Source organism: Desulfocicer vacuolatum DSM 3385 (genome assembly GCF_900176365.1).
Classification (GTDB): domain Bacteria; phylum Desulfobacterota; class Desulfobacteria; order Desulfobacterales; family Desulfobacteraceae; genus Desulfocicer; species Desulfocicer vacuolatum.
Genome location: NZ_FWXY01000008.1, coordinates 149,028 through 174,346, shown reverse-complemented (window position 1 = coordinate 174,346; position 25,319 = coordinate 149,028). Strand labels below are relative to the sequence as shown.

12 protein-coding genes are annotated in these 25,319 nt (G+C 48.7%); 6 read left to right on the top strand and 6 right to left on the bottom strand.

Annotated elements, in window-relative coordinates:
- Positions 1-546: 546 nt before the first annotated feature.
- Positions 547-12,252 (bottom strand): type I polyketide synthase, encoded by an 11,706-nt coding sequence (locus B9A32_RS09325; RefSeq protein WP_084068660.1) that lies wholly within the window; start codon positions 12,250-12,252, stop codon positions 547-549.
- Between the two features lie 423 nt (positions 12,253-12,675).
- On the opposite strand from B9A32_RS09325, the gene B9A32_RS09320 reads away from it, so the two are divergent.
- A complete protein-coding gene (locus B9A32_RS09320; protein ID WP_332308502.1) occupies positions 12,676-14,157 on the top strand; it encodes a sigma-54-dependent transcriptional regulator in 1,482 nt (493 codons plus the stop codon).
- Here B9A32_RS09320 and B9A32_RS22330 read toward each other — a convergent pair.
- Positions 14,139-14,270, bottom strand: a complete 132-nt coding sequence (locus tag B9A32_RS22330; RefSeq protein WP_269749009.1) for a hypothetical protein — start codon at positions 14,268-14,270, stop codon at positions 14,139-14,141. The genes B9A32_RS09320 and B9A32_RS22330 overlap by 19 nt on opposite strands.
- Between B9A32_RS22330 and B9A32_RS09315 the strand changes: the two genes are divergently transcribed.
- Positions 14,243-15,259: an acyltransferase gene (locus B9A32_RS09315; RefSeq protein ID WP_332308501.1), complete on the top strand. Its 1,017-nt coding sequence runs from the start codon at positions 14,243-14,245 to the stop codon at positions 15,257-15,259. The genes B9A32_RS22330 and B9A32_RS09315 overlap by 28 nt on opposite strands.
- On the opposite strand, the gene ispH is transcribed toward B9A32_RS09315, so the two are convergent.
- The 3 genes from ispH to B9A32_RS09300 are packed head-to-tail and all read right to left on the bottom strand — an operon-like array spanning position 15,225 to position 18,573.
- Complete coding sequence (gene ispH, locus B9A32_RS09310; protein WP_084068654.1) at positions 15,225-16,934, bottom strand: 4-hydroxy-3-methylbut-2-enyl diphosphate reductase; 1,710 nt, start codon at positions 16,932-16,934, stop codon at positions 15,225-15,227. The two genes, B9A32_RS09315 and ispH, sit on opposite strands and share 35 nt — an antisense overlap.
- Positions 16,931-17,803 carry a ParB/RepB/Spo0J family partition protein gene (locus B9A32_RS09305; protein WP_084068652.1) on the bottom strand — a complete coding sequence of 291 codons (873 nt, stop codon included), beginning with the start codon at positions 17,801-17,803 and terminating at the stop codon, positions 16,931-16,933. The genes ispH and B9A32_RS09305 overlap by 4 nt, the downstream gene beginning before the upstream one ends.
- Positions 17,800-18,573: a ParA family protein gene (locus tag B9A32_RS09300; protein WP_084068650.1), complete on the bottom strand. Its 774-nt coding sequence runs from the start codon at positions 18,571-18,573 to the stop codon at positions 17,800-17,802. The genes B9A32_RS09305 and B9A32_RS09300 overlap by 4 nt, the downstream gene beginning before the upstream one ends.
- A gap of 212 nt (positions 18,574-18,785) precedes the next feature.
- Here B9A32_RS09300 and B9A32_RS09295 point away from each other — a divergent pair, with 212 nt between their 5' ends.
- From B9A32_RS09295 to gltA, 4 genes are all read left to right on the top strand, one after another.
- Positions 18,786-20,747, top strand: coding sequence for a phosphoenolpyruvate carboxykinase (GTP) (locus B9A32_RS09295; RefSeq protein WP_084068648.1), 1,962 nt, complete (start codon positions 18,786-18,788; stop codon positions 20,745-20,747).
- Between the two features lie 292 nt (positions 20,748-21,039).
- Complete coding sequence (locus B9A32_RS09290) at positions 21,040-21,537, top strand: peptidylprolyl isomerase (RefSeq protein ID WP_084068645.1); 498 nt, start codon at positions 21,040-21,042, stop codon at positions 21,535-21,537.
- 850 nt (positions 21,538-22,387) lie between these two features.
- Positions 22,388-23,212, top strand: a complete 825-nt coding sequence (locus B9A32_RS09285; protein ID WP_084068644.1) for a sulfide/dihydroorotate dehydrogenase-like FAD/NAD-binding protein — start codon at positions 22,388-22,390, stop codon at positions 23,210-23,212.
- Positions 23,213-23,391: 179 nt separating this feature from the next.
- Positions 23,392-24,804, top strand: coding sequence for an NADPH-dependent glutamate synthase (gene gltA, locus B9A32_RS09280; RefSeq protein ID WP_084068737.1), 1,413 nt, complete (start codon positions 23,392-23,394; stop codon positions 24,802-24,804).
- Between the two features lie 292 nt (positions 24,805-25,096).
- Here gltA and B9A32_RS09275 read toward each other — a convergent pair whose 3' ends face one another.
- Entirely contained in the window at positions 25,097-25,288 is a 192-nt protein-coding gene (locus B9A32_RS09275) for a CooT family nickel-binding protein (RefSeq protein WP_084068643.1), read from the bottom strand.
- Between the last annotated feature and the right edge of the window lie 31 nt (positions 25,289-25,319).

Here is a 25,319-nt window from a genome sequence, read left to right as displayed (position 1 = left end):
AGATATCCTCCTGACAAAAAAACAAGGTAATACATGTCTGGGATTTGCTGCACGGTTGTCAGTGCTGCGATGAATTGCCGTTTTTTCTATATGAAATACTCTGCAAATCAGAGGCGTATTTCACTGTTGTGGGTGGAACCGGGTTAGAATATGGTCTGCCCGTGGCAGTTTATTAGAAAATAAAACTGCCGGGCAACCTCAGCAGAGCCGCCCCCCGATGGGTAATAGGAACCGGACAATTGAGCTGTCTACAGTTCCGGTCCGGGCCCATTGCCCATCGGGGGGACGGCGGTATAATACCATTTTCAATATTCGTTGTGTCCGACAGGACATGCCCGTTATAAGAAACTTTCGACAAACCTGACGGGTTTTCATGCTTTGGTGTGGGCAGATCCAGGTCAAAATAAGGTCTGCCCATGGCCGTTATAAAAATCGGCAAGAAAACTTCTGGGGCTTTAGTCCAGTGATTGTTGACTTACTCAGTATAGCGGATTCATGCGGGTGAAACAACTTTATTTTCATATAAAACCATCATTGGAGGAGCTTTTACTTCTCTATAATTTTTTTGCTGATGGTGTGTTCCGGGGTCAGTTTGTGCAGCTTGACCATCTCAAAATCCCTGAGTTTCATCAAGAAATTGCCAGTTTCATCCACCAGATCCATGGCATAGGTGTCTGTTTCGTCATTGGATGCCGTGCGGGTGGTAAAGCACAGATAATTTGTGTTTTTTACCCCCCGGGCCATGAACTCAAGTGTGCCGATTTTGTACGGCAGCACCACACAGGAGTCAGTGAAAAACTCAAAGGCCCCGCCGGTCTGGAACATGCCGTCCAGGAGCACCACATCTGTTAAAAATTCCGGTTCACCTCCGTAATTGAAAAAAGGTGCATCACTGGTGTAGGACAAAAGACTTACCAGGGTTTTTCCGTCAAAGCTTAAAATGTCATGGATGGATCTAAACAGATCATCCATGAAAAGACGCTGGGGATGATAAATCTGGTTGGCAAGCTCCTTTGAGTTACCAACAGGGGTGAACTGAGGAATGGATCGTTTCTCCCCGGGCAGGGGCATATCCATAACCATGAACCTGGCTTTATAATGGAGTTTTGGATCTCCCATGGCCACCCCGGCGGGATTGATGAACTGCGAAGTGATGGTGCAGTTCCAGGCATGGGGATCATTGTCCACAGCCTCTGCTGACACCAGAATGGATTTGGGTCGATTCTGGAGCAGTTTGATGCCATAGGGAATGGAAAAATCACTTACACGGGTGAGGTGCCCCGGTTTTTCTCGGCTTGCCATGGCAGCTTCTGCCATGGTTTCCACCCCGGTGGCCCCCAAAAAGATGGGGGTGCCTTCCATGGCGTGGTCCAGGAGAAATCGATCCCTTTCAATGGAAAGATGTCGGGAAAATACAGTTTTAACTTCCTCTGTTTTTGTCTTTTTATCCAAAAACGGTGCCACAGTAAGAAGGCCATCCCGGTCAAAAGCTTCATCAAGCCCTGTGATCACCACTTCGGTGGTGACGGTGTCGGAAAGTTCGTCCATGAAAAAATCAATACCCTCTTCAAGGGGCAAAAATTTTAAACCCCGTTCGGTGAGCACCTTTTTAACGGTGTCCCGGGTGGCCATACCAGCCCCGCTCCAGGCGGTCCAGTCCATGATTTTACAGGTGATATTTTCCTGTTCCGTTTGAGCCTTAAACAATATTTTGGCCAGCATGTCGTTGGCTGCGGTGTAGTCTGCCTGGCCCTCGTTACCGAATTTTGCCGTCACCGAAGAAAATCCAATGTAGTATTGAACCTGTTTTCCTTCCAGGGCCGCCATGACGTTCCGGCATCCTTTCACCTTGGTGTTAAATACCCGGACAAAGGAGTCATAGGCCTTTTTTTCAAAGGGCATGCTCTCTTCAAGGCCTGCGGCATGGATAAATCCGTCCACGCGGTCAATGCCGGACAAGGCTTTTTCTACCGCGTCTCTATTTGCCACATCGCAGGCAAGATAGGTCACAGACACCCCCTGGGATCTTAAAACATCAAGATTTTCCCGGGAGGCCCGGATGGCCATGATACGGTCTGTTTCATTTTTCAATGCCACAGGTTTGGCCCCGGGCATGCTATCCCGGAGGCCTGCCATGATGGTGGCAGGGGTGGCACCCGGATCAAGGAATTTTGAATCCAGGGTGTCAATGGGGCTCCTTGCCAGGATGACAAGGTTGGTTTTACGGGTGGCAACCACCTGCTTAAGGATCTCAAAGGTGATGCCCCGGGCTCCACCGGTGACCACCACAGTGTCCCCCTCTTTGATGAGGTTTTCTTCCATGTCATTGGGGGCCTGTTCGTCCAGTTTTATAATGTGTTTTTCACCATCCCGATATCCTGTCTCCACCCGGGTATCTCCGGAGGTGATCTCCTGGAAAAACTGCCCGATGATTTCATCATGGGCCGTTGAAAAATCAGGGCAGGAAAAATCCACCATTTTCACCCGGGTATGGGGCATCTCCTTAACAAGACTTTTCATCATGCCCGATATTCCGGCAAAACAGGGCTCAATTCTTGATTTAAAGGTTTTATCATGGGGAAAGACCACTGATTCCAGGGAAAGGGCTGCAACAAATCGATCTTTTTTATTCAGCTCATTGAAAAGCGCCTTCATAAGATGAAAAAAGGCGTGTACATGGTCCACTCCGGAAAGACCGGCTCCGGCGATTTCAGGAAAACAAAGATCCAGAGGCGCCAGATGGAGAAATCCATGGATTTCTCCCCGGTTCTGAATAATTTGCGCCACGCCTTCCTTTATGGCGTTTTCTGATGACAGATCCATGGAAATGAATTCATCACAAAACCCACCGGAATTTTTATCCGCTCCCACTCCAATGATCCGGGTCTTTTTGCCCAGAAACGCTGCTGTTTTCTGGGCAAATCCTGCATTATCCAAGGTCATGACCACGGTTTTTCCGGCCATATCCATAGCTTCGGTGCCGGGGACGGGCACGGCCTTGATCACCGGCACCAGTCGCTTGATATCTGAAGTCTTCACCCCTTTGGCACCAAAGGTTCCGGTTGCAGGGTCGGTCCGGTCTGGGCCTGACGCACCTTTTGTGTCCCCTGAAGGACCACCGGAACCACCCGGGGTGGCACCGGAAGGACCGTCATCCCCTGAAGGAGGGGTGTCCGGTTCCTGGGGAGCCGCCTTGGTGTTAATGTAATCGGCCAGTTTGGCAATGGTATTAAGATCCCTTAACTTTAAATCTTCCGGCACAGGGAATCCAAAATGGCCGGCAGCCTTGGCAAAAATTTCCACCTGCTTTACGGTGTCAATGCCAAGATCTGCCTCCAGATCCAGGGTGTCTTCCAGCATGTCCGTGGTGTATCCGGTCTGCTCGGCAATGATCTCTTTTACCTTTTCCAGGGCACCTGCTGCCACAGAAGCGGTTGCTCCGCCGGTGGGAGCCGCTGCCGGAGCGACCGCTGCAGGGGAAGTTCCCCCAGCTGCACCCGGAGCATCTGTTCCTCCGGAGGGAGGCGTATCCGGTCCCTGGGGTGCGGCCTTGGTGTTGATATAATCTGCCAGTTTGGCAATGGTGTTAAGATCCCTTAGCTTTAAATCTTCCGGCACAGGGAATCCAAAATGCCCGGCAGCTTTGGCAAAAATTTCCACCTGCTTTACGGTGTCAATGCCAAGATCCGCCTCCAGATCCAGGGTGTCTTCCAGCATGTCTGTGGTGTATCCGGTCTGTTCGGCAATGATCTCTTTTACCTTTTCCAGGGCACCTGCTGCCACAGAAGCGTCTCCTCCGCCGGTGGGAGCCGCTGCCGGAGCAACCGCTGCAGGGGAAGTTCCCCCAGCTGCACCCGGAGCATTTGTTCCTCCGGAGGGAGGCGTATCCGGTCCCTGGGGAGCAGCCTTGGTGTTGATATAATCTGCCAGCTTGGCAATGGTGTTAAGATCCCTTAGCTTTAAATCTTCCGGCACAGGGAATCCAAAATGACCGGCAGCCTTGGCAAAAATCTCCACCTGTTTTACGGTGTCAATGCCAAGATCCGCCTCCAGATCCAGGGTGTCTTCCAGCATGTCTGTGGTGTATCCGGTCTGTTCGGCAATGATCTCTTTGATTTTATCCAAAGCCCCAGGCCCTGCACTTGGGGCCGGGGCCGGTGCTGCTTCAGATGGTGCGGCAGCACTCTCAGATGCCATGGAGGCTGTGGCTTTTTCCGGGATGGCAGCTGCAGGTGCCTTATCTTCACCGGAGATGTCGGATGCCGATGATGCAGCTTCTGGCATGGACATGGCTTTGGGCAGCCGGGGCTGTTCTCCGGGAGCTGACTGGGGCAGTGCCCCTCCGGGTCCCGGCACCACACAAAGGGTGTTGTCAATGACTTTGAGTTCCGGATTCACTGCACCGGACACCCTTTGGAGCCACCGGGTGTACTCTGGATTATTGTCAAAGGTATTTTCCTCAATGCGTTTAATGAGCAAAAAGGCAAAATGAGATCCAAATCCTGCAGCAAGGTGCAGGCCATATTCCGATTGAATGGCCTTTTTACTGCTGAAATTAAGGGCCTTGAAATGATCCGGAATGGAGGTCAAGTTGGCAATGGGCGGCGCCTTTCTTTTTTGAAGCGCTTTAACCATGACCACATCCTCAATGGCTGCCCCCAGTGTGTGACCGGTGAAACCCTTGGTGTTGGAGATGCAGATGTGGTTAAGATACTCCTCAAAGGCGGTTTTCAAGGCTGTCACCTCGGCATCGGCACTGCCCCCCCGGGCCGGGGTGTAGGTTTCATGGGACATGAATAACAGTTTTTTGGCATACTCGCTTTTTGTTATCCGGTGCTGTTGTTCCATGCGGTTGATAAACCGGGTCATCTCCCTTGCCATGTGGGGCACATCAATATTAAAGGTGTGGTAGGCGCTGTTGGCCATGTGGGTCCCCAGAATCTCTGCCTGCCCATTCATGCCCCTGGCTTTTACCCGGTCACTTTTTTCTATGACAAGACCCACGGCACCGGCACCCACGATGGTGCCGTTGCGGTCAGAATCAAAGGGTTTGGCAGCTTCAGACACCCGTTTTTTCACTGTGGCAGCTCCCAGAGCCAGAAAGCCCGAGCCCACCCATTGATTCTGGGCCTCGGAGGTGGCATTTTCACCGCCGATGACAATGACCCGTTTACACCGGCCCACCCGAATCCAGTCCTCTGCAACGCCGATGGCCTGGGTGGTGGACGCACAGGCGGAACTCAATAATGTGTTGGGTCCCTTGGCCCGGATGATCTGGGCCAGATGGGCAGATCCCAATGGACAGGCATTCATGAGAAAATTTCTGTCAAATTTATAAGTACCGAAATTTTCCCGTTTGCTTCCTTTTATTTTAAAGAACCAGTCGGTTATTTTTTCCTTTACCCCCATCTCCTTTACATTTTCCATGAGATAGAAGTAGATGTTTTCAAACTCCTCATAGGGTTTTAAATAGAACCGATCATAGAGGTATCGTTCCATCTCATTGAGCAAGGTTTCATTGCTGGGCCACAAAGAGGTGATGATCACACCGGTGTCATCCTGCATTTCCTGTGGCAGGGCAAAACCGTTGGGAATCATTTTCCCCTCCCCGGAGGAAGCTTCTTTGTACTGCATCACCAGGGGGATTCCGGCATCTTTTAATGCTTCAATACCTGCGGCCACGGCCAGGGCCATGGAAACGTCATATTGTGCTTTAATGCCGTACTCGTCGGTGAGGCTGAAGTATCCCAGTTGTCCGGCCAGCTGGATCACATCTTCGGTTCTTGTGATCTCCACAAACCTTGCATTGCCGTCGGGTTGTTTAAAGAGCCGGGTGATATTTTTATCGGTGATGCGCTTTTTATCTTCCATGCTCAAGGGTTCAATGAAGTTGGTGCCCTCCAGAATTCTGTCAAAGTTATCCTGAGCAAATACCCGCCTTGCCTTGCCCGGAAGTCCCACGGATACACCGGAAATAACAATGCTGTCGGTGTCAAAGTCGAACCGTTCCAGGGCATCCATGGCAGCTTCCCTTTTTTGCCGCCGGAATTCTTCATAAAGCAATTTTTCCGCCAGGGCATTGTTCCGGGATTTAAATGCAGAAAAATCATCATCCAGAGAAACCGGTACCGGAGCCGTTGCCGGAGTAGCCGTGGCCGGGGCGGATGTGGCCCCTTTGGGTAAAATCAGTTGTCTCTCATCCCGCTGCCGGGTGAAGATACTGCTGTAGGAGGCAAGGTATTTTTTACACGTCTCAAAGGAGGTGGCCTCTCCCTGGCGGCGGTCCACGGTGACCATGCTCTGGAAGTGTACAATGTTGATATTTTTTAAAAGATTGGCCAGGAGCCTGCCCGGACCGATTTCAATGTAATGGGTTCTGCCCGATTCATATACATATTCAATGGAACGGATGAATTCCACCGGAGAGGTGATCTGTTTGGCCAGAAGATCCTTTACCTCCCTTCTGTTTTCCGGATAGGGCCGGGCCGTTACATTGGAAATCACCCGACCGAAATTGGTCTCGTTAAAGGTGATGGTGGCCAGATAATCCCTGAGTTTTTCAGCGGCTTCCTGTAGCAGCGGTGTGTGAAATGCCGCAGAAAGATTCAGTTTTTTATAGATGATATTCTGTGAAGTGAGATATTCGCAAAAAGCATCAATGGCAGGATTTTTACCGGAAACCGCGGTCTGATTTTCTGAATTTTTATTGGTGATGTAAATGTCCTGGATACCGCTCTGGCGGATGAAGGTGCCGGTTTCCTTTTCGTTGCGGAACACCACCATGATGCCGCCGGGGTGTTTTTCTGCCGCCTCTTTCATCAGATCGGCCCGCTTGAGCAACAAACGCATGGCATCGTCAAAATTGAGCATGCCGCTGCAGAAAAGGGCGGTGTATTCCCCCACACTGTGACCAATGAAAAAATCAGGTTCAAATCCCCTGGCATGGAGTCGGTCAAACAGGGCCGCCGAAGACAAAAACACCGCCGGCTGGGTGTTTTCCGTGAGGTTCAGGCGATTATCCTCCCCAAACATCATTTCAAGCAGGGAATACCCCCGCTGCTCCACAAAGATCTCTTCACCCCGATCCATGGTATTGCGGATGTCAGGGTCACTGTCATAGAGTTCCTTCATCATGCCGGGGGCCTGGGCTCCCTGGCCTGAAAGCAGTGCCACCATTTTCTGATGCTTTCCATCGGTGGGAAAGGGGGCCGGGCCGGCCGCAGGTTTCATCCGGGTAGCAACGGGCGGCGGGGTGGCAGGCCTTGAAGGTGTTGTTGCCCCCGGGCCGCCGGATGCCGCAGCCGCAGGTACCGGGACCGGTGAAGACGGTGTCTCGATTTTAGATGTCTCTGCCACGGCCCGGGCTTTTTGTTGAAGCATGGAAGGCAGGGGGCTGATAATCACATGGCAGTGGTTGCCGCCAATGCCGTTGACATTAAAGGCAAACCGCATGGGTTCCCTGGGGGATACCGGAGTGATTTCTTCCACGGGGTTGAGCATGGTGCCGTTCTTAAGGGTGGTGTGTTCTTTATCCAGGAACCTGAACGGCAGCAGGGTTCTGTTTTTATTCATGAGTATCAGTTTGGCCATGGCAACAGCCGGGTTGGCAGCCTTAAAATAACCAAACTGGGTTTTCACATTGCCGCAGGACAGATCGTGGGTGAAACATTTTTCTGCCACCTGTTTTTCCACCATATCCCCCAATATATTGGAAAAAGCAAACAGATCCAGGTGTTTGAGCTCTTTTTTAAGGATTCCGCTTTCTTTGTAACATTCATTGATGGTGGAAACAAAGGTGTGCTCCGACGGTGCCAGCAAATGATCCGGGACACTGGATTTCACAGTGCAGTGATTGATCTCACCCAGGATTTCCATACCGGCTTCTTTGGCTTTTTTCCGGGTGGTGAGCACATGCACGGCGGCCCCCTCCCCCATGGAGTAGCCATCGGCCCTGTCATCAAAGAACCGGGCCGTTGTTCCCGACAGAAGTCCCAGGCGTTTAAAGGCCGTGAGCACCACGGGATAGAGATTGGCATCCACACCGCCTGCCAGGACAAAATCAAGATCTTTAAACGCCAGACTCCGGGTGGCATTGTTAATGGCCATCACCGCAGAGGCGCAGGAAGCGTCAATGACATAGTTGGCGCCGTTGAGGCCAAAATGGTTGGCAATGCGGCCGGAGATGATGTTGGACAAGAGTCCCGGGGTGGTGTCTTCGTTGTTTTCCGGAATCCTTTCTCTGATGGCATCCACCAGGGCCCGGGCAATGTTTTTGCCCTTTTCCGAGCCGGAATTTTCAATGATTTCGCCCAGAAGTTCTTTTCTCACCCGCAGAATATTTTTATTTTGCCGTTCTCCGGCAATGGTGCCAAGTATAACGCCGGTCTTGTTCCCCGGGGAAAGAAGTTTATCAAGGCCACAGGAGGAAATGGCTTCATCTGCGGCATCCAGGCCGAGTAGCTGGCCCCGTTCCAGGGATCTCACCGTTGTGGGGGGCATGCGGTATTTAATATTGTTGAATTTAAAATCCTGGATCACCCCGGCCTGTATCATGGGCAGATAGTAGTTGGATTTTTGATCCAGCTCTGCATAGGCAGCATTGTCAAAGGTGGCTTCAGGTATGGAGGACAGTTGTTTTTTCCCCTCTTTCAGGGCATCCCAGAAATGATTTACATCCGGAGCCCCGGGCAGTCGCACCCCAAGCCCTGCAATGACAATGCGGTCATCGTTGAAATCATAGGAAGGGTCAGTGAAAATATCCCGCCCAAGGGGGGTGTAGGTGTTGTTAAACTCTTCAATGACAATGTGGTAATTGATGCCTCCGAAGCCATAGGAGCTGACCCCGGCCTTACGGGTTTTATTGTCCGGTTCCACCCAGGGTTCGGAGGATTCAATGATGTATATCTCAGAATTTTTAAGATCATGGTTGGGGGAGAGACGTTCAAAATTGGCATTGGGGGGTAAAACGCCCTTTTTCACCGCCTGTACCGCTTTGACAAGACCGGCAGCACCGGCCCCGCCCAACAGATGCCCAATCTGGGATTTCACGGAACTGACACCGGTTTTTGAGGTACTGTAAACCTGTTTCAGGGTTTCAAGCTCGGCCTGGTCCCCCATGATGGTGGATGTGCCGTGGGCCTCCACAAAGGAGACATCATCCGGGGTGACCCGGGGGGCCATATTTTCAAAACATCGCTTTAAGGCCAGGAGCTGGCCGTTTACGTTGGGGGCGGCAATGGATTTTCCCCGGCCGTCGGAGCTGCTGCCAATGCCTTTGATCACCGCATGAATTGTGTCACCGTCCCGCAGGGCATCCTTCATGCGTTTTAATACAAATACAGCGGCCCCTTCACCCAGTATGAATCCATTGGCCCGCTCATCAAAGGGAAAAGAGCCATCCGCAGATAAAGCCCCCATTTTACAAAAACCAATGAATGATTCCGGAGCAAGATGGGTGTTCACCCCACCCACAATCACCTGGTCCCGATCACCGGAGAGCAATTCTCCCACACCGGCATCCAGGGCGGTAAAAGAAGAAGCACAGGCCGCATCCACAATGTAATTGGGACCGCGGATGCCAAGGTGACGGGCCACCCGGGAGGCTTCAATGTTTAAAAGAATGCCGTGCACCGGATCATATCCCGGGTTGTTTCCCTCCATGCCCACTCGAAGGTGCTCCACAAGGTCGGTTTTTTCCGTTTCGGTGAGGGCCGCAAATTCCGGTAATTTCCTGAGCATGGAAACCACTTCGGGAAAATGGTATTTCAACTGGAGTTCATTGCCAAGTTCATTACCCAGACAGGTGGCAATGATAACGGCGGTGCGCTGGGGATCTTCACAGGCAAAGGAGAGATCATCATTGAGATATCCTGCATCCTCCACAGCCTGATAGGCAGCTTCCAGCAGTATTTTCTGGCTTTTGGAGAGTTTGGCTGCTTTGTCGTCATTGTAGCCGAAACGTTCCTGATCAAACCGGTAATCTTCCACCAGACCGGCCAGCATGGTATAGGATTTATCTTCTGCGGATTTATCGGCATCATAGTACAAATCTTTTCGGATTCTGTCATCGGGCATCTCCTTGATGGCATATCGCTTGCCCATGATATTGTCCCACAACGCTTCCGGGTCATTGGCTCCGGGTAAAATACACCCCATGCCCACAATGGCGATCTCATCGTTGAGTCTGTTTTTCGGGGAAGAAAAGACTTCAAGTTTACCCAGATTGCGGTACAGGGTGTCTTTGGCATTGAAATATCGACCATGGACCTGGGGGATGGTCAGGGTTTTATTAAAATAGGCAAGGCTGTCCCCCACCAGAAAATTTCCCTTTTCCTCCTGGGCCGCGTCGTCAAATCGGGTGTAGAACTCTTCCCCCGGGCGTTTAAAATCGGGAAGATAACCCTTGGCTCCGATGAGCAGGGAACCGATGTTATTTTTTTCAAAGGCTCTTTTGCGTTCTGTCAGGGGTTTGCCCTGTTTGATCATCTCTTTTTCAAGTTCCACCGTCATCCGGGCAAATTCCGTGGGGGCTGTGCGGGAGGCAAGCCCGACACTGGTGCCGATGACAACGGTTTTATCTTGTTTGCACAAAATTTCCTGGTACCGCTTTTTCATGGCCCCGGTGCCAATGATCTCCTCTGTGAAAAGATAGGCGCTGCCCACCTGGATGCCCACTTTGGCCCCCCGGGCTGCCAGGGCCGCACCCATGCCGGAGATGAACCATGAAGCAAAACAGGTGGAGATGCCCCCGGCAAAGATCAGACTGATGCCGGACAGATCCACTTTTGTATCTTCCAGAAGGCGGGTAATGGCTGCATCCCACAACACCAGGCTGGAGAGGGAACCCACATGGCCCCCGGCCTCTTTTCCTTCAAATATGAATCGGGTACAACCGTTTTCCATGGCATTTTTCAGCATGGACACCGACGGGGTGTGCAGATAGGTTTTTGTACCGGCTTTTTCAAGCTCAATGATCTGGGAAGGGATGCCCCCGGCAAACAGGGCAAAGGGAACTTTGTATTCCTTTACCATGTCCATGTGCTTTGCAATGGCCGGATTAAAGGCCTCGATGCCCACCAGACCGGCGCCAAAATTTTTAACCTCTTTTGCACCTTTTTTGAGCATGGGTTCTGCCAGAAAATCGGGCAGACTGCCCACGGCCATAAAGGGCAGTGCCCCGGCCTTGAGCACCATGGATGCAAATTCTGCATTGTCACTGATATTGGCCATGGGGCCCTGGATCAGGGGAAGGGATGTGCCGTGCTCTTTGGCCAGGGGAGAGTCCGGTACCACCGGGTCAAATTGATCCACGCACTGGAGCTGTTTTCCGATTTCTTTGAAAAAGGTGGGGATAATCTCTTTGACGGATTTGGAAATTTTCTTAAAGCTTTTGGCAAACAGGGCGTCCTGACCCAGAAAAAACAGGGACTGTATAGCGCTTGCATCTGCGTCATCAAGGGCAGTGAGTTCCTTTTCCAGCTCCCGGTACAAAAGTTCCCGGGCATTGTCCCGGTCAGACCAGAGAATGGCCTTTTCTTTGAGCTCCCGGGCTATTTTGGTTCCCAGTTTTGCAAATACCCGGATGATAAAATCAGGGCCGGTGGTAACTTCAATGGAATCGCTCTCATCCAGATTTCCCAGAAGGGCTTTAAAATTATCTGCCACCGGAGATTCATCGGCCAACCACAGCTGGCTGTCCAGGACCACACCGCTGACACCGGCGGCAAACATACCTGATGCTGTGTTCTGTCCCACACCGCCGTGGATGAAAACAGGTCGATTACTGTTTTTCAAATACCATTGCATCAGTATAAAAGAGGAATAACTGGACACCCGCCCCCCGGCTTCATTTCCCTTGAGAATAAGGGCATGGGGGTCCAGGGTTTCAATGGTGTCATTGATGTTGATATCCTTGACTTCAAGGACCAGCTTGGTGTCACCAAAACCGGAAAAGGTGATCCCGCCGTTTTCTTTTTCCACGGGAATGATCAATATATCCAGGTAATCAAGGTGCAGCTCTCTTAGCGTATCTATAAGGGTGTCGCCGGGGGCCACCACCCTCAAGCCGAACAGAATCCCTTCTTTTTCCAGCTGTTTTGCCCCATGAATGATCTCACTTTCCGGCATGAACTCTGCGTCAAACACAGGCAATGCACCGGATCGGAAAATCTCAGTGAAAAAGGTTAAGGAAAATATTTTTGTGGGGTTATATACCATCAGGGGTAATTTTGAATTAAGTATTCGAGTGAGCATTGACTTTGTTTCTCCCATTTTTTATGTGAAATACTCCGCAGATCAGAGATGTATTTCAAGCTTTGTTGTGGGCGGGACCGGCTCAGAATACGGTCTGCCCATGACAGTTTTATGAAAAAGCAGGTATTGGGTATTAGGTGCTGGATGTTCACAGCAATTATTTTTTCATTGTTCGTTGTATCCTTTTATTTGGCGCTTCTATAAGCAAAAGCTATGCCGTTTATTTTGTGTTGCATTGGGTTTTTTGTTTTTAAATTTAGAAAAGATTTCAAACAGCTGTGATATAAGTTTTTTTTATTGTCAGTAAACTCTGTTTACCTTTTGTTGAAATTCCGTTTTTTATATGCTATGGGAGAAAAACGTACACAAGGTGAGCAGTGGATGTGCATTAAATGCACAATTTCAGAAGTGCAGGAGAAAAAGGTGGGCCCAATCAGAAAACTCAACAAAGAAGAAAGACGTTTTTTTAAAACCGTATACCACGCTGCCTTTGCCAATCCCTTTGGGGAGCTGCGGGAAAAGCTGGATAGAACCATTGCAGGGCTCTTTCCTTCTGTTTCCCGCAGGGAAAGTGTGGATCAATGCATAAACGAAATTGATATCCGGGTAAAACAGCTGGAAAAAGAGGGATGCGGCACACTGGAGGCCTTTAAAGGACAAGACCAAAACCTCATCCGCGTGGTGTTCCTTTTTGACATCTTTCATAAATTTCGGGATCATTTTGACCAGTTGATCATGGATCAGATTGCAGCGGGTGATGTGCCGGTGAAGGTTTCCTTTGCCGGGGAGGCCATGGCCATGCTCCAACAACGGGGGTTTCCCCAAAACTGCCATGATCATTATTTTGCCTTTTCTTTCCAGTTACGCCGGGCATTTTTTTTTATTTCCAACTCCCTTGTGGGCAACAGTCCCTGCATGAAGGAATTAAAGCGAAAGTTATGGAACAATGTTTTCACCGGCAGTATTGAGTGGTATGATAAATATCTGTGGAACCGTATGGAGGATTTTTCCACATTGATACTGGGGGAAACCGGCACAGGCAAGGGAACCGCAGCCATGGCCGTTGGGCGCAGCGGGTTTATCCCCTTTGACAGCCAAAGGGGGTGTTTTGACGACAGCTTCACCGGCACCTTTATTTCTTTAAATCTTTCCCAATTTCCTGAAACTCTTTTGGAATCAGAGCTGTTTGGGCACAAAAAAGGGGCCTTTACCGGGGCTGTGGAAGATTATCCCGGGGTATTTGACCGATGCAGTCCCCATGGGGCCATTTTACTGGATGAAATCGGTGAGGTGGCCAACCATGTGCAGATCAAACTTTTGCAGGTCCTCCAGGACCGGGTATTCACCCCCGTGGGCAGCCATGAAAAATCCCGGTTCCAGGGCCGGGTCATTGCAGCCACCAACCGTTCCATGGATGATATTGCAGGCGGAGCGGTTTTAAGGGATGATTTTTATTATCGCCTGAGCTCAGATGTCATTGAAATGCCACCCTTAAGAAAACGAATTCTCCAAGATCCCAGAGAGCTCACCGCCCTTTTGACATTCACCGTGGAAAGGATCATGGGTACCCCGTGCCCTGAACTGGTGAAAAAAGTGACGCGCATGATTGACAGGGAACTTGGGAAAGACTACCACTGGCCCGGAAATGTTCGAGAACTTGAGCAATGTGTCAAGCAGGTCATGCTCCGTCGGAGTTATGAAAAATTGCAGAAAAAAGACACTGACGGGGTTAAACACCGCTTGATCAAAGGATTGGACAAAGGAGATATGACCGTGGCGGAATTAACCTCCGGTTATCTCAAACTGCTTTATGAAAAACATGGAGCCTATGAAAAGGTGGCCCGGCGGGCCGGTGTGGACCGCAGGACCGTTAAAAAATATATTGATCAACAGGACATTTCCTGAATAAATACCATGGGATCACCCGGAATGGAATACCGCCACGGGCGGACCTTGTTCTGATCCGGTTTTATCCACAACAAAGAAAGAAATGCTCCCTTATTTGCGGAGTATTTCACATAAAATGCTTACAGGAACGGATATTATGCTTAATTTTCTTCCCGGCCCGCTAAAGGGCATTTTGTCATTTCTATGCTATCTTATCAATACAATGGTAATGTGTACCATGCTTTTCACGGTGGCCTTGGTAAAATTCACCGTGCCTTTGGCGTCTTGCAGGATTTTGTGTGATAAATGGCTCATTGCCGTTGCAACGGCCTGGATCAGCGTGAATATTTTTCATTCCCGGATTTTTAATCGCATTGAGTGGGATGTCCGGGGGGTGGACACATTGGAAATGCAGGAGTGGTATCTGGTATTATCCAATCACCAGTCCTGGATGGATATATTGGTGCTCCACACAGTGTTTAACCGTAAAATTCCGTTTCTGAAATTTTTTTTAAAAAAGGAGTTGATCTGGGTACCCATCCTGGGGCTTGCCTGGTGGGCACTGGATTTTCCATTTATGCGACGCTACACCCGCAAATTTTTGGAAAAACATCCCCACCTCAAAGGAAAAGATCTGGAAAGTACCCGCAACGCATGTGAGAAATTTAAAGCACTGCCCATTTCCATCATGAATTTTGTGGAAGGTACCCGGTTTACGTCGGCAAAACATGAAACCCAGAACTCACCCTATCAGCATCTGCTCAAGCCCCGGGCCGGTGGGGTGGCCTTTGTACTGGGTGCCATGGGGGAACATCTCAATGCCGTTATCGATGTCACCATTGTTTATCCCCAGGGTGCGGACAATTTCTGGGGATTCATGTCCGGTCGGGTGAAAAAAATCATTGTGGATGTGGAGGTCATGCCGGTGTCTGAAACAATGATGGGGGATTTTTTCAATGATGCAGATTTCAGGGAACAGTTCTGCTGCTGGTTAAACGGCCTGTGGCAACGCAAGGATGCCAAAATTCAAGACATCCTTGGTGAGACAGGCAATATAGGTGACCCTGTGTCGCCACAGGTTTGTTTTAAAAGAAAATGCCCAGAAAACCGGCCAGGATAAAATGAGCATCCACAAGGAATTCAAGGTTACTTCCCGGCAGCAGATATCCGTTTTCACACCGGACAATGGTATTGATCAAAAGAATGGGAAGGGTGGCCAGTAAAAAACCAATGGGGCCTGTGACGCCCAGGGCTGCAGCAAAAAGAAGCATCAGGGTCAAGGCAATTAAAACGCCTTTGATCAATGCCAGACTCCGGGTTTCTCCCAGTATCAGGGGCAGGGTTTCCTTGCCGGTGATCCTGTCTCCCTGCATTTCCAGAACATTAAAAAAAGCAGTTCTGGCAAAAACCATGCCTGTGGCAAATCCAAAGGAGATTCCCACGGAAAGGGAATTAAAATCTTCCATGGCCGGAAGAATGGACGTCACCGTTCCCCAGGCAGCGGCAATGAGGATGGTTTTTGATCCGGGGATATCCTTTAATGCTTTAAATCGACCAATACCGGGCAGCACTGAAAAAATGTCAAGATTGTAGGTGAGTCCCAGAAAACTCATAAGAATGAGGAGCATAAATGCAGTGATACTGTGGGAAAAAGACAAAAGCAGTCCTGCCCCGCCGCTTACCAGGGCCACTGCCGTCATTGTCTTTTTGTGGGTTTCGTAAAACCCGGCCCGGTCCGGATGGTTGTATCGATCCGATGAAATGGTTAAAAGATTGTTTAAAATTTGCATGGAAAGAACATAAAGCGCGGCAACGGTGGCGTGGATCAAAGTGTGATCCAGCCCCTGGAGGGAGGCGCAGGCCCAGGTAAGGCATCCGGCTCCCATGGCCAGCAATGCATTGGTTTTTAACAGCAGGTTCCGGGCCTGGAAAAAGAAGCGATTCTTTTTTTGGCTGGCGCGGATATGTTCTTCAATGGCCCGGCAGGTTTTATTAATGATCCAGTTGGGGGTGGAAGCTCCGGCGGTGATGGCCACGGAATCTGCCCGGTCCAGTAATTGATAGTCCAGCTCGGATACATCTTCAATGTGCATGGACGGCTTGCCTGTTGCCTTGGCAATCTGGGCCAGGCGCTGGGTGTTGCCACTGTGTTTCCCCCCCACCACCACCACGGCATCACTTTGCTGGGCAATCTGTCTTGTTTCCGCCTGGCGTTTTTCCGTGGAATTGCAGATGGTATCATGGATCTTGTAATGGGAATGATTTTCAGTGATCCATTGCGTGATTTCTCGGTACAAAGAGGTGTCCTGGGTGGTCTGGGCCACCACAACGGCCTTGTCAAAGGCGGGCAATGCCTTTACATCCTCCAGGGAGGAAGCGGTAAACCCCCTGTCACCGGCATACCCCAGAAGCCCCCGGACCTCCGGGTGATCGGCATCCCCTATGATGATGGCGGTGTATCCCTTCCGGTGGTGTTTACCAATGATGGTCTGGACCCGGATCACCCGGGGGCAGGTGGCATCAATCACTTTAAATCCGGCGGTTTCAAGGGCGATCTTATCCTGGGGCGGCACCCCGTGGGCCCGGACAAGAACGGTGCCCTCTCCCTTTTCAGGAATTTCTTTGATGCTGGGAATTCCCTTTTCTCTGAGCATTTCCTGGACCTGGGGATTGTGGATTAAAGGTCCGTAGGTGCAGATGGGTCCCTGGGTGCGATTGGCGGCATCCAATACCATATCCACGGCCCGGCGGACTCCCATGCAGAAGCCTGCTGTTTTTGCAATGGTTATTTTCATGATATATTGTCCAGAAGCTGGATCAGTTTTTGAAACTCCTGCTCATTTTTAAAACTGATTTCCAATTTTCCTCTGTTCCCTTTTTTCTTTATTTTTACACTGGATTGAATTTTTTGGGTTAAATTGTTGCAGATGGATTCCAGGGCCTCTGTTTCCGGGGTGACAGGCTTTTTTTCCGGAGCATCCGGTTTTTCTTTGATTTTCTTAACCAGTTGTTCCGTGGCCCGCACAGACAGATCCTTTGAAATCACCGTTTCCCAGGCTTTGATCTGAAGGGGCTGGGCACCGGCCCCCAGAAGTGCCCGGGCATGACCCATGGAAATTTGATTTTTTGACAGGCTCTGACTGATCACTTCGGGAAGTTTTCTCAATCGCAGAAAGTTGGTGATGGTGGATCTGTTTTTACCGATTTTTTGCGCCACCATTTCCTGGGTGTATTTAAATTCTGTGATGAGCCGATGATACGCTTCTGCCTCTTCCAGGGGGTTTAAATTGGCCCGCTGGATATTTTCGATGATGGAAACTTCCAGCACCTGTTCATCGGAAAGCTCCCGGATAATGGCTGGAATGCGCGTAAGATTGGCGCGTTGGGCTGCCCGATACCGACGCTCACCGGCAATGAGTTCATATTTGTCATTTTGTTGTCTCACCAGAACCGGTTGTAAAATCCCCTGCTCAATGATGGAATTTTTAAGATTTTCCAGATCCTCTTCGGAAAATATGGTTCGGGGCTGGAAGCGATTGGGGACAATATTTTCAATGTCACACATGAAAAAACTGCCCGCTTTTTCATCCATGGGTTCAATGTCGGGAATGAGGGCTGAAATGCCCCTGCCAAGGCCGGTTTTTCTTACTTTCTTTCCTGTCATCTGTTCAAGAGTTCCTTTGCAAGGGCCAGGTAACTGCTGGCACCGGGGGAGCGAAGGTCATAGGAAATCACCGGCATGCCGTAACTTGGCGCTTCTGCCAGCTTGACGTTGCGGGGGATTTTTGTCTTAAAAATCATCTCTTTAAAATATTTTTCAGCATCCTCCACAACCTGGCGTGCCAGATTGGTGCGCTTGTCAAACATGGTTAAAAGAATTCCCTCAATGCGAAGTCCGGGGTTGAGAGAAACTTTAACCCGTTTAATGGTTTCAAGTAGCTGACCCAGCCCTTCCAGGGCAAAAAATTCACTTTGCAGAGGAATGAGCACCGAATGTGCGGCAGTGAGTGCATTCAGGGTCAAAAGACTCAGGGAAGGAGGGCAATCAATGATGATATATTGAAACTGATGTGATATTTTTGACAAAAGATTGTTCAACACCCGTTCCCGTTGGGGGGCGTCCATGAGCTCCACTTCAAACCCGATGAGATCGACATTGGAAGGCAAAATTTTTAATTTCTTGGTTTCCGTGTCACAGATAAGCGACTGGGGAGTTTCGTCTCCGATGAGGCCGTGGTACAGGGATGCCCCAAGGGTTGGTTTGTCAATACCCGTGGCTGTGGTGGCATTGGCCTGGGGGTCGCAGTCCACAAGCAGGGTCTCTTTACCGGAAACAGCAAGGGCTGCAGCCAGGTTCACTGCAGTGGTGGTTTTGCCCACACCACCTTTTTGATTGGATATGCTTATTATTTGCGTTGTTTGGTATGTTGTCATAATGACGCACTGATAGCATACTCTGGGTTTCAGGGCAAAAAAAATTTAAAATATTTGTTTTTTATGAAGAACGTGTTAAAGAGTAAGAATTTGATGTGATGGATAATACAATAAAGTCACGTAAGGCTTTCAGGGCAAGGGTTTTCGGCTTTGAGGTTTTCATGAATTTTGATAATAAAAAGTGATCCAAAATGAGGTGAGAGTTAATAAAAATGCTGAAGAAAAACGTGGGGCCAGATATTGCTGAAACTCTGGGCAAAATAGATTCTACTGACAAAATGGATGAACTCTTTAAACAAAGCATGGATGACACCCAGCTTACTCGTTTAAAAACCATAAAAAATCAAAAAGTGCAAAAACGCATTGCCGATGCCATTGCCGTATGTCGACCTGCAACGGTATTTGTTAATACCGGGTCCAGTGAAGACCGCCAATTCATTCGAAATCTTGCCCTTGAAAACAAAGAAGAAGCCCCTCTGGCCATGGAGAATCATACCATTCATTATGATCTGGCAAAGGAGCAGGGACGCATTGTTGACAGAACTTTTTATATTACAGACCCACATGAAGAGATCAGTACCCTTGCCAACCGCATGGAGCGGGATCAGGCCCTTGTGGACATAGAGACCCACATGGGGGGAATCATGGAAAATAAAACCATGATTGTGGGGTTTTACATGCGTGGTCCAGTGGGGGCGCCTGCCTCCAATCCGGCTTTGGAAATAACCAGTTCTGCCTATGTCTCCCACAGCGCAGAAATACTCTATAGAAATGCCTTTCACGGCTTTGATCGGGAAGTGGAAAAATTAGGTCATTTTTTCACCAATATCCACAGTGAAGGGCAGAATCGCACCGAAGATCTTCCCAATGCCCGGGTTTTCATGGATAGAAGCTACCGCACCACCTACAGCTTTAACTGCACCTATGCTGGCAACACCCTTTTATTGAAAAAGGGGAATCATCGCTTTGCCGTGGATAAGGCTGTATATGAAAATCGTGGAAAAGAGCTGTCTGAACATATGTTCATCACCGGCATCAAAGGACCGCAGGGTCGGGTCACCTGGTGTGCAGGGGCCGCCCCCAGCGGATGCGGTAAGACCACCACGGCCATGGCCGGGGATTGTTTTGTGGGGGATGATCTTGCCCAGATGTGGATTGCCGGGGACGGGTCTGTTCGCTCCATCAATCCAGAATGCGGCATCTTTGGCATTCTCCAGGATGTCAACTGGGAAGGTGATCCCCAGCTCATGGAAAATTTGCGCAAACCCGGCACCGAAGTGATATGGACCAATGTGCTGGTGGATGAAAACAAAAAACCCCATTGGGTGGGCAACGGTGAAGCCGCCCCGGAAAAGGGATTTAATTTCCAGGGAGAATGGCACCTGGGAATGACTGACAGCGATGGAAAGACTGTGCCCATATCCCACCCCAATGCCAGATGCACCCTTGCTGCCACAGCACTGGATAATTATTCTCCAGAGTCGGAAAATCCTGATGGTGTGGAAACCCGCATGATCACTTACAGTGGTCGGGACAGTGACACCATGCCTCCGGTGTGGGTGGCCAAAAATGACGAACATGGTGTGGCCCTGGGGGCCTGTATTGTTTCAGCTGCCACAGCAACGGAGCTGGGTGTCACAGGGGTCCGACGGGCACCCTGGGCCAATGCTGCCTTTATCCCCGGAGCATTGGGGGATTATATGGATGCCCAGTTTAAATTTTTCAGCAACCCTGCCATTGCACCGGATAAAAAGCCGGTCATGGCCGGACTTAACTATTTTTTGACCCATGAGGCAAGGGGCGGGGATTCCAAAAAGTTACTGGGAGAAAAAAGAGATGTAAAGGTATGGCTCTCCTGGCTGGAAAGATACGCCCATCGTGAAGTTAAAAGAATTGAAACCCCCATTGGACACATTCCTTTATATGAAGATCTGAAACTTCTCTTTATGGAGGTTATTGGAAAAGAATACCCCCGTGAACTATATGTTAAACAATTTTCCCTGCACATTGATAACATCATCAAGCGCCTGGATTTTCAGATTGATGCCTACTCCAATGAAACAAATATTCCAGATACCTTGTTTAAGGTTCTCCATGCCCAGAAGAAAGAACTTGTGTTATTAAAAGAAAAACAAGGTGCCGTTGTTTCCCCTGAAACAATGGCAGCCGATTGATGGGAGAGCCCAGAATCTGATTTGACATCTTATGCCCGGCGGTGATAGAAGTAGCTTTTTGATGTTAAATCTTGATGGACCTGTAAAAAGTCGGCCCATGATTTTTACCATACCATAATAAGGGGCTAAACCTTACTTGTCCGCAATGTGTTGCGGTTAATAGATAGACTTTGGACTTTTTACGAGATCATCAAATTTTGAGCTGATAAAATATAATGTGGGGATGAAACACCGATATATGGGGTTCATCCCCATCTCTTTTAACTTTATTATATGAAATAGGTGAACGCAAATGGTAAAATTCGAGACAAGCATGGGTGACATCGTTGTGGAACTGAACGCTGAAAAAGCACCCAAGAGTGTGGAAAATTTTTTATCCTATGTAAAATCAGGTCACTATGACGGTACGATTTTCCATCGGGTGATTGATGGATTTATGGTTCAAGGGGGGGGGATGACCGAAGATATGAAAGAAAAAACCACCGAATCCCCCATTGAAAATGAAGCTGATAACGGCCTTTCCAATGATGCTTACACCCTTGCCATGGCCCGAACCATGGACCCCCACAGCGCAACCGCACAATTTTTTATCAATGTGAAGAAAAATGACTTTTTAAACCATACAGCCAAAACTCCCCAGGGATGGGGATACGCGGTTTTTGGTAAAGTTGTCAAAGGGCATGGCGTCATAAACAAGATGAAAGGTGTGGCCACAGGTAACAGGGGCGGCCACCAGGATGTTCCCACAGAACCCATTACCATCATCAAAGCCGAGGTGGTGGACGCATAAAAATTTGTATTTATGTGCGGTTTACACCATTACCATGACCGCACATTTTTCCCCTTCTGCCATACATTTTCCTACATCGCCCACAATGTTTCCAGATAACTATCATGGATATATTTTATTTTACCCCTTCTGCCTTTTCAGCTCTTTTCAAAAAAACAAGACCATACATTTTCTGACATTTTTTCACCTATCCAGTAATTGAGCCCTTTTTAATGAATGACATTCAAATACAATATTTTTCTTTCTTGTTTTCTGTTAAAAAATTTGCTACATGCACCCCTTAGTGTTTTGTAAAATGTGATATTTCAACACCAATAACTCTAACCGGAAAGGCCGTTGCGTTAACACCATTTTTGATATTTTTCAAAAAAATTCACACTTTTTTGAACGGATACAACGAATATTAGAAATGCATGGCTCACACACCAGCCAGGGAATGGACCGGGACAGAGGATATGTGGCTTCGATGGATAATGGGCGCTGGCCGGGACCGTATTTGGAGCCAATCTGGCCAAACACTTAGGTGGGAAAGCTGAATAGGTGGCATCAATCATCATGGACCCGCAACTTTTTTTTGCATCATGAAGATACGCTGTTTTTTTGCCCTTTATCACATAATAGTGCGCTAAATGTTTTTAAATTTAGGTTATGATAAAAAAAAAGATCGATAATTGAGGATTTGTTGTTTTTTGCAAAAAAACGGATGATAATAAATTTTTACCTTGATTTTATCGCTCTTATCTGATTATGATCATCTACTAAAAATGTATTGAGTATATGATTAAAACGTGGGGCGCAACACTGTGCTTCGGTTAACATACTGAGAAAGTTTTGATTGCAGGAGGTGAAAATGTTTAAAATTGTCCAACGGGAAGAAATGGCCCAGGGCACCATTGTGTTAAATGAGATTGAAGCGCCCCGCATTGCCGCAAAGGCAAAACCCGGTCAATTTGTAATACTCCAGGCCAATGAAACCGGAGAACGGATACCATTGACCATGGCCGATGTGGATACTGAAAAAGGTACCATTACGATTATTTATATGATCGTTGGAAAATCCACATCCCTTTTTGGAAGCATGGCTGTGGGGCAGGAATATTACGCAGTCATTGGTCCCCTTGGAAAAGCCACCCATCTTGAGAAAAAAGGAAAGGTGGTGTGTGTGGGCGGAGGCACCGGCATTGCCGTACTGCATCCCATCACCCGGGGCCTTAAAGAGGTGGGTAATGAAGTAATCACCATCCTGGGCTCCCGGAACAAAGACCTGTTGATCATGGAAGAAAAAATGGCAAAGGTGTCTGACACCCTTCACATCTGCACGGATGACGGTTCCCAGGGACATCATGGGTTTGTCACTGATGTTTTAAAGGATGTGTTGGAAAAGGAAGATATCGGTCTGGTGGTGGCCATTGGTCCGGTTCCCATGATGAAATTTGTCTCCATGATTACCAAGGAAAAAAATGTTGAAACCCTTGTGAGCCTGAACCCCATCATGGTGGATGGCACCGGCATGTGTGGCGGTTGCCGTGTGTCTGTGGGGGGAGAGACCAAATTTGCATGTGTTGACGGCCCTGAATTTGATGGTCATAACGTTGATTATGATGAACTGTCCAAACGTCTCCAGGCATATCAGACCGAAGAAAAAATCAGCATGGACGCATGTCAGTGTAAATAGTTTTTTATTGTCATGGGATTTTTGTTTTTTATCATGACAAATGACTTTGGCATGATGCTGGATACCGGGTGTCACACCTTGGGGATGATGATATGCCCAGGCAATGTCAAGGATACCCGTTCGTTGTCAAATTTATGATTACGTGCCCACCGGGCATGGGTTTTTATCTGGAGGATATAATGGCAGAAAAAAAAGTCAAAAAAGAAAAAACACCACGGGTTAAAATGCCTGAACAGGCACCCGATGTACGAAATAGAAATTTTGAAGAAGTTCCCCTGGGACTGACGCCGGAAATGGCACAGATGGAAGCGGCCCGCTGCCTGCAATGCAAAAAACCGGCCTGTGTGGAAGGATGTCCGGTGTCTGTTAATATTCCCGGCTTTATCCGAAAAATTGTGGATGGCGATTTTGCCGGAGCCACAGCCACTCTGTGGGAAAAAAATGCCCTGCCGGCTGTGTGTGGCCGGGTGTGTCCCCAGGAAATTCAATGCGAGGGCCGATGCATTGTGGGCAAAAAAGGAGAGCCCGTTGCCATTGGTTATCTTGAGCGGTTTGCAGCGGATTATGCAAGAAAAAGCGGAAATGTTGCCCTTCCCGCCGTGGCAGAAAAAACCGGTAAAAAAGTTGCTGTGGTGGGCTCCGGTCCTTCCGGCCTCACTGTGGCAGGGGACCTTATTCTTAAAGGTCATGATGTTACCATATTTGAAGCATTTCATAAAACCGGCGGGGTGCTGGTATATGGTATTCCGGAATTTCGTCTTCCCAAAGATATTGTGGGGTCAGAAGTGGCCACCCTGGAACAGCTTGGTGTAAAAATTGAGACCAATAATGTTGTGGGCACCACTGTAACCGTTGACGAATTGTTAGAAGAAGGGTATGATGCTGTTTATGTCGGTGTGGGGGCAGGACTTCCCCGTTTCATGAACCTGCCCGGGGAAAACCTCATTGGTGTTTTTTCCGCCAACGAGTATCTTACCCGGACCAATCTCATGAAAGCCTATCTTTTTCCCAAGTATGACACCCCTGTTGCCAAGGGCAAGAATGTTGTGATTCTGGGGGCTGGAAATGTTGCCATGGATTCGGCAAGAACCGCAATGAGGTTGGGTGCAGAGTCTGTGAAAGTGGTTTATCGACGCTCCAGAGAAGAAATGCCTGCCAGGGCCGAAGAACTCCATCACGCAGAGGAAGAGGGAATTGAGTTTGTGCTGTTAACTAATCCTGTCCAGTTTTTTGGAGATGAAAGCGGGCGTCTCACCGGCATGGAATGTCTGAAAATGGAGCTGGGTGAACCCGATGCTTCAGGACGTCGGCGCCCGTTACCCATTGAAGGCTCAGAATATAAAATGGATTGCGACCTTGTGGTGGTCTCCGTGGGAGCTAAAGCCAACCCGCTTTTGACCAACGCCACACCGGAAATCGGGCTCAATCAGTGGGGCAATATCATTGCTGACCCTGCAACGGGTAAAACCACCAAAAAAGGAGTATGGGCCGGTGGTGACATCGTCACCGGTATGGCAACGGTTATTCTTGCCATGGGAGCGGGCCGGGAAGCTGCTGACTCCATCCATAATTACCTCACATTGGGCTGGTAATTTTTGTCGGAATTGTGCTATATAAAAATCTGAATTTTAGATTTTTTTGAAAGGGAATTAAGAGCCGCAAATAGACCCTATTTGTAAGACTTGCCGTCTGGCTCTTTTCCCTTTCTGTTTTTTAAAAGAGATAATTATAAACAATGTTATTGTTGACCGTCAATTGGGTAAGCCTCTGGGCTCAAAATATTTTTCATTATACGGATTCATGAGTTTGTTTCGACAAAAGGTTCTAAAGAAAAATAATTTGGGCCATATACTTGATGCCCTTAAAAAATAAAAAGAGTTAATATTATCCGTGTAACTTGATGAATACTTTATGGTTCACCAGTGACAATGAGTAAATATATCCTTTAATAAATTTTTGGTCTCCAAAAATACTCACCAGACGAATCCCTCCATCTTCCGGGATAACGGTATCTACTGCCTCCATGAGCAGCTCTTCACTTTTTTCTTTCATTAGATATGCTGTTGCTTCGCACATATTATTATAGACTCCTTCAGATTATACGATT

Coding starts and splice junctions, on each gene's coding strand:
- B9A32_RS09325 (WP_084068660.1), bottom strand. CDS start 12,252: ATGCTCACTCGAATACTTAATTCAAAATTACCCCTGATGGTATATAAC.
- B9A32_RS09315 (WP_332308501.1), top strand. CDS start 14,243: ATGCTCCCTTATTTGCGGAGTATTTCACATAAAATGCTTACAGGAACG.
- ispH (WP_084068654.1), bottom strand. CDS start 16,934: ATGAAAATAACCATTGCAAAAACAGCAGGCTTCTGCATGGGAGTCCGC.
- B9A32_RS09305 (WP_084068652.1), bottom strand. CDS start 17,803: ATGACAGGAAAGAAAGTAAGAAAAACCGGCCTTGGCAGGGGCATTTCA.
- B9A32_RS09300 (WP_084068650.1), bottom strand. CDS start 18,573: ATGACAACATACCAAACAACGCAAATAATAAGCATATCCAATCAAAAA.
- B9A32_RS09295 (WP_084068648.1), top strand. CDS start 18,786: ATGCTGAAGAAAAACGTGGGGCCAGATATTGCTGAAACTCTGGGCAAA.
- B9A32_RS09290 (WP_084068645.1), top strand. CDS start 21,040: ATGGTAAAATTCGAGACAAGCATGGGTGACATCGTTGTGGAACTGAAC.
- B9A32_RS09285 (WP_084068644.1), top strand. CDS start 22,388: ATGTTTAAAATTGTCCAACGGGAAGAAATGGCCCAGGGCACCATTGTG.
- gltA (WP_084068737.1), top strand. CDS start 23,392: ATGGCAGAAAAAAAAGTCAAAAAAGAAAAAACACCACGGGTTAAAATG.
- B9A32_RS09275 (WP_084068643.1), bottom strand. CDS start 25,288: ATGTGCGAAGCAACAGCATATCTAATGAAAGAAAAAAGTGAAGAGCTG.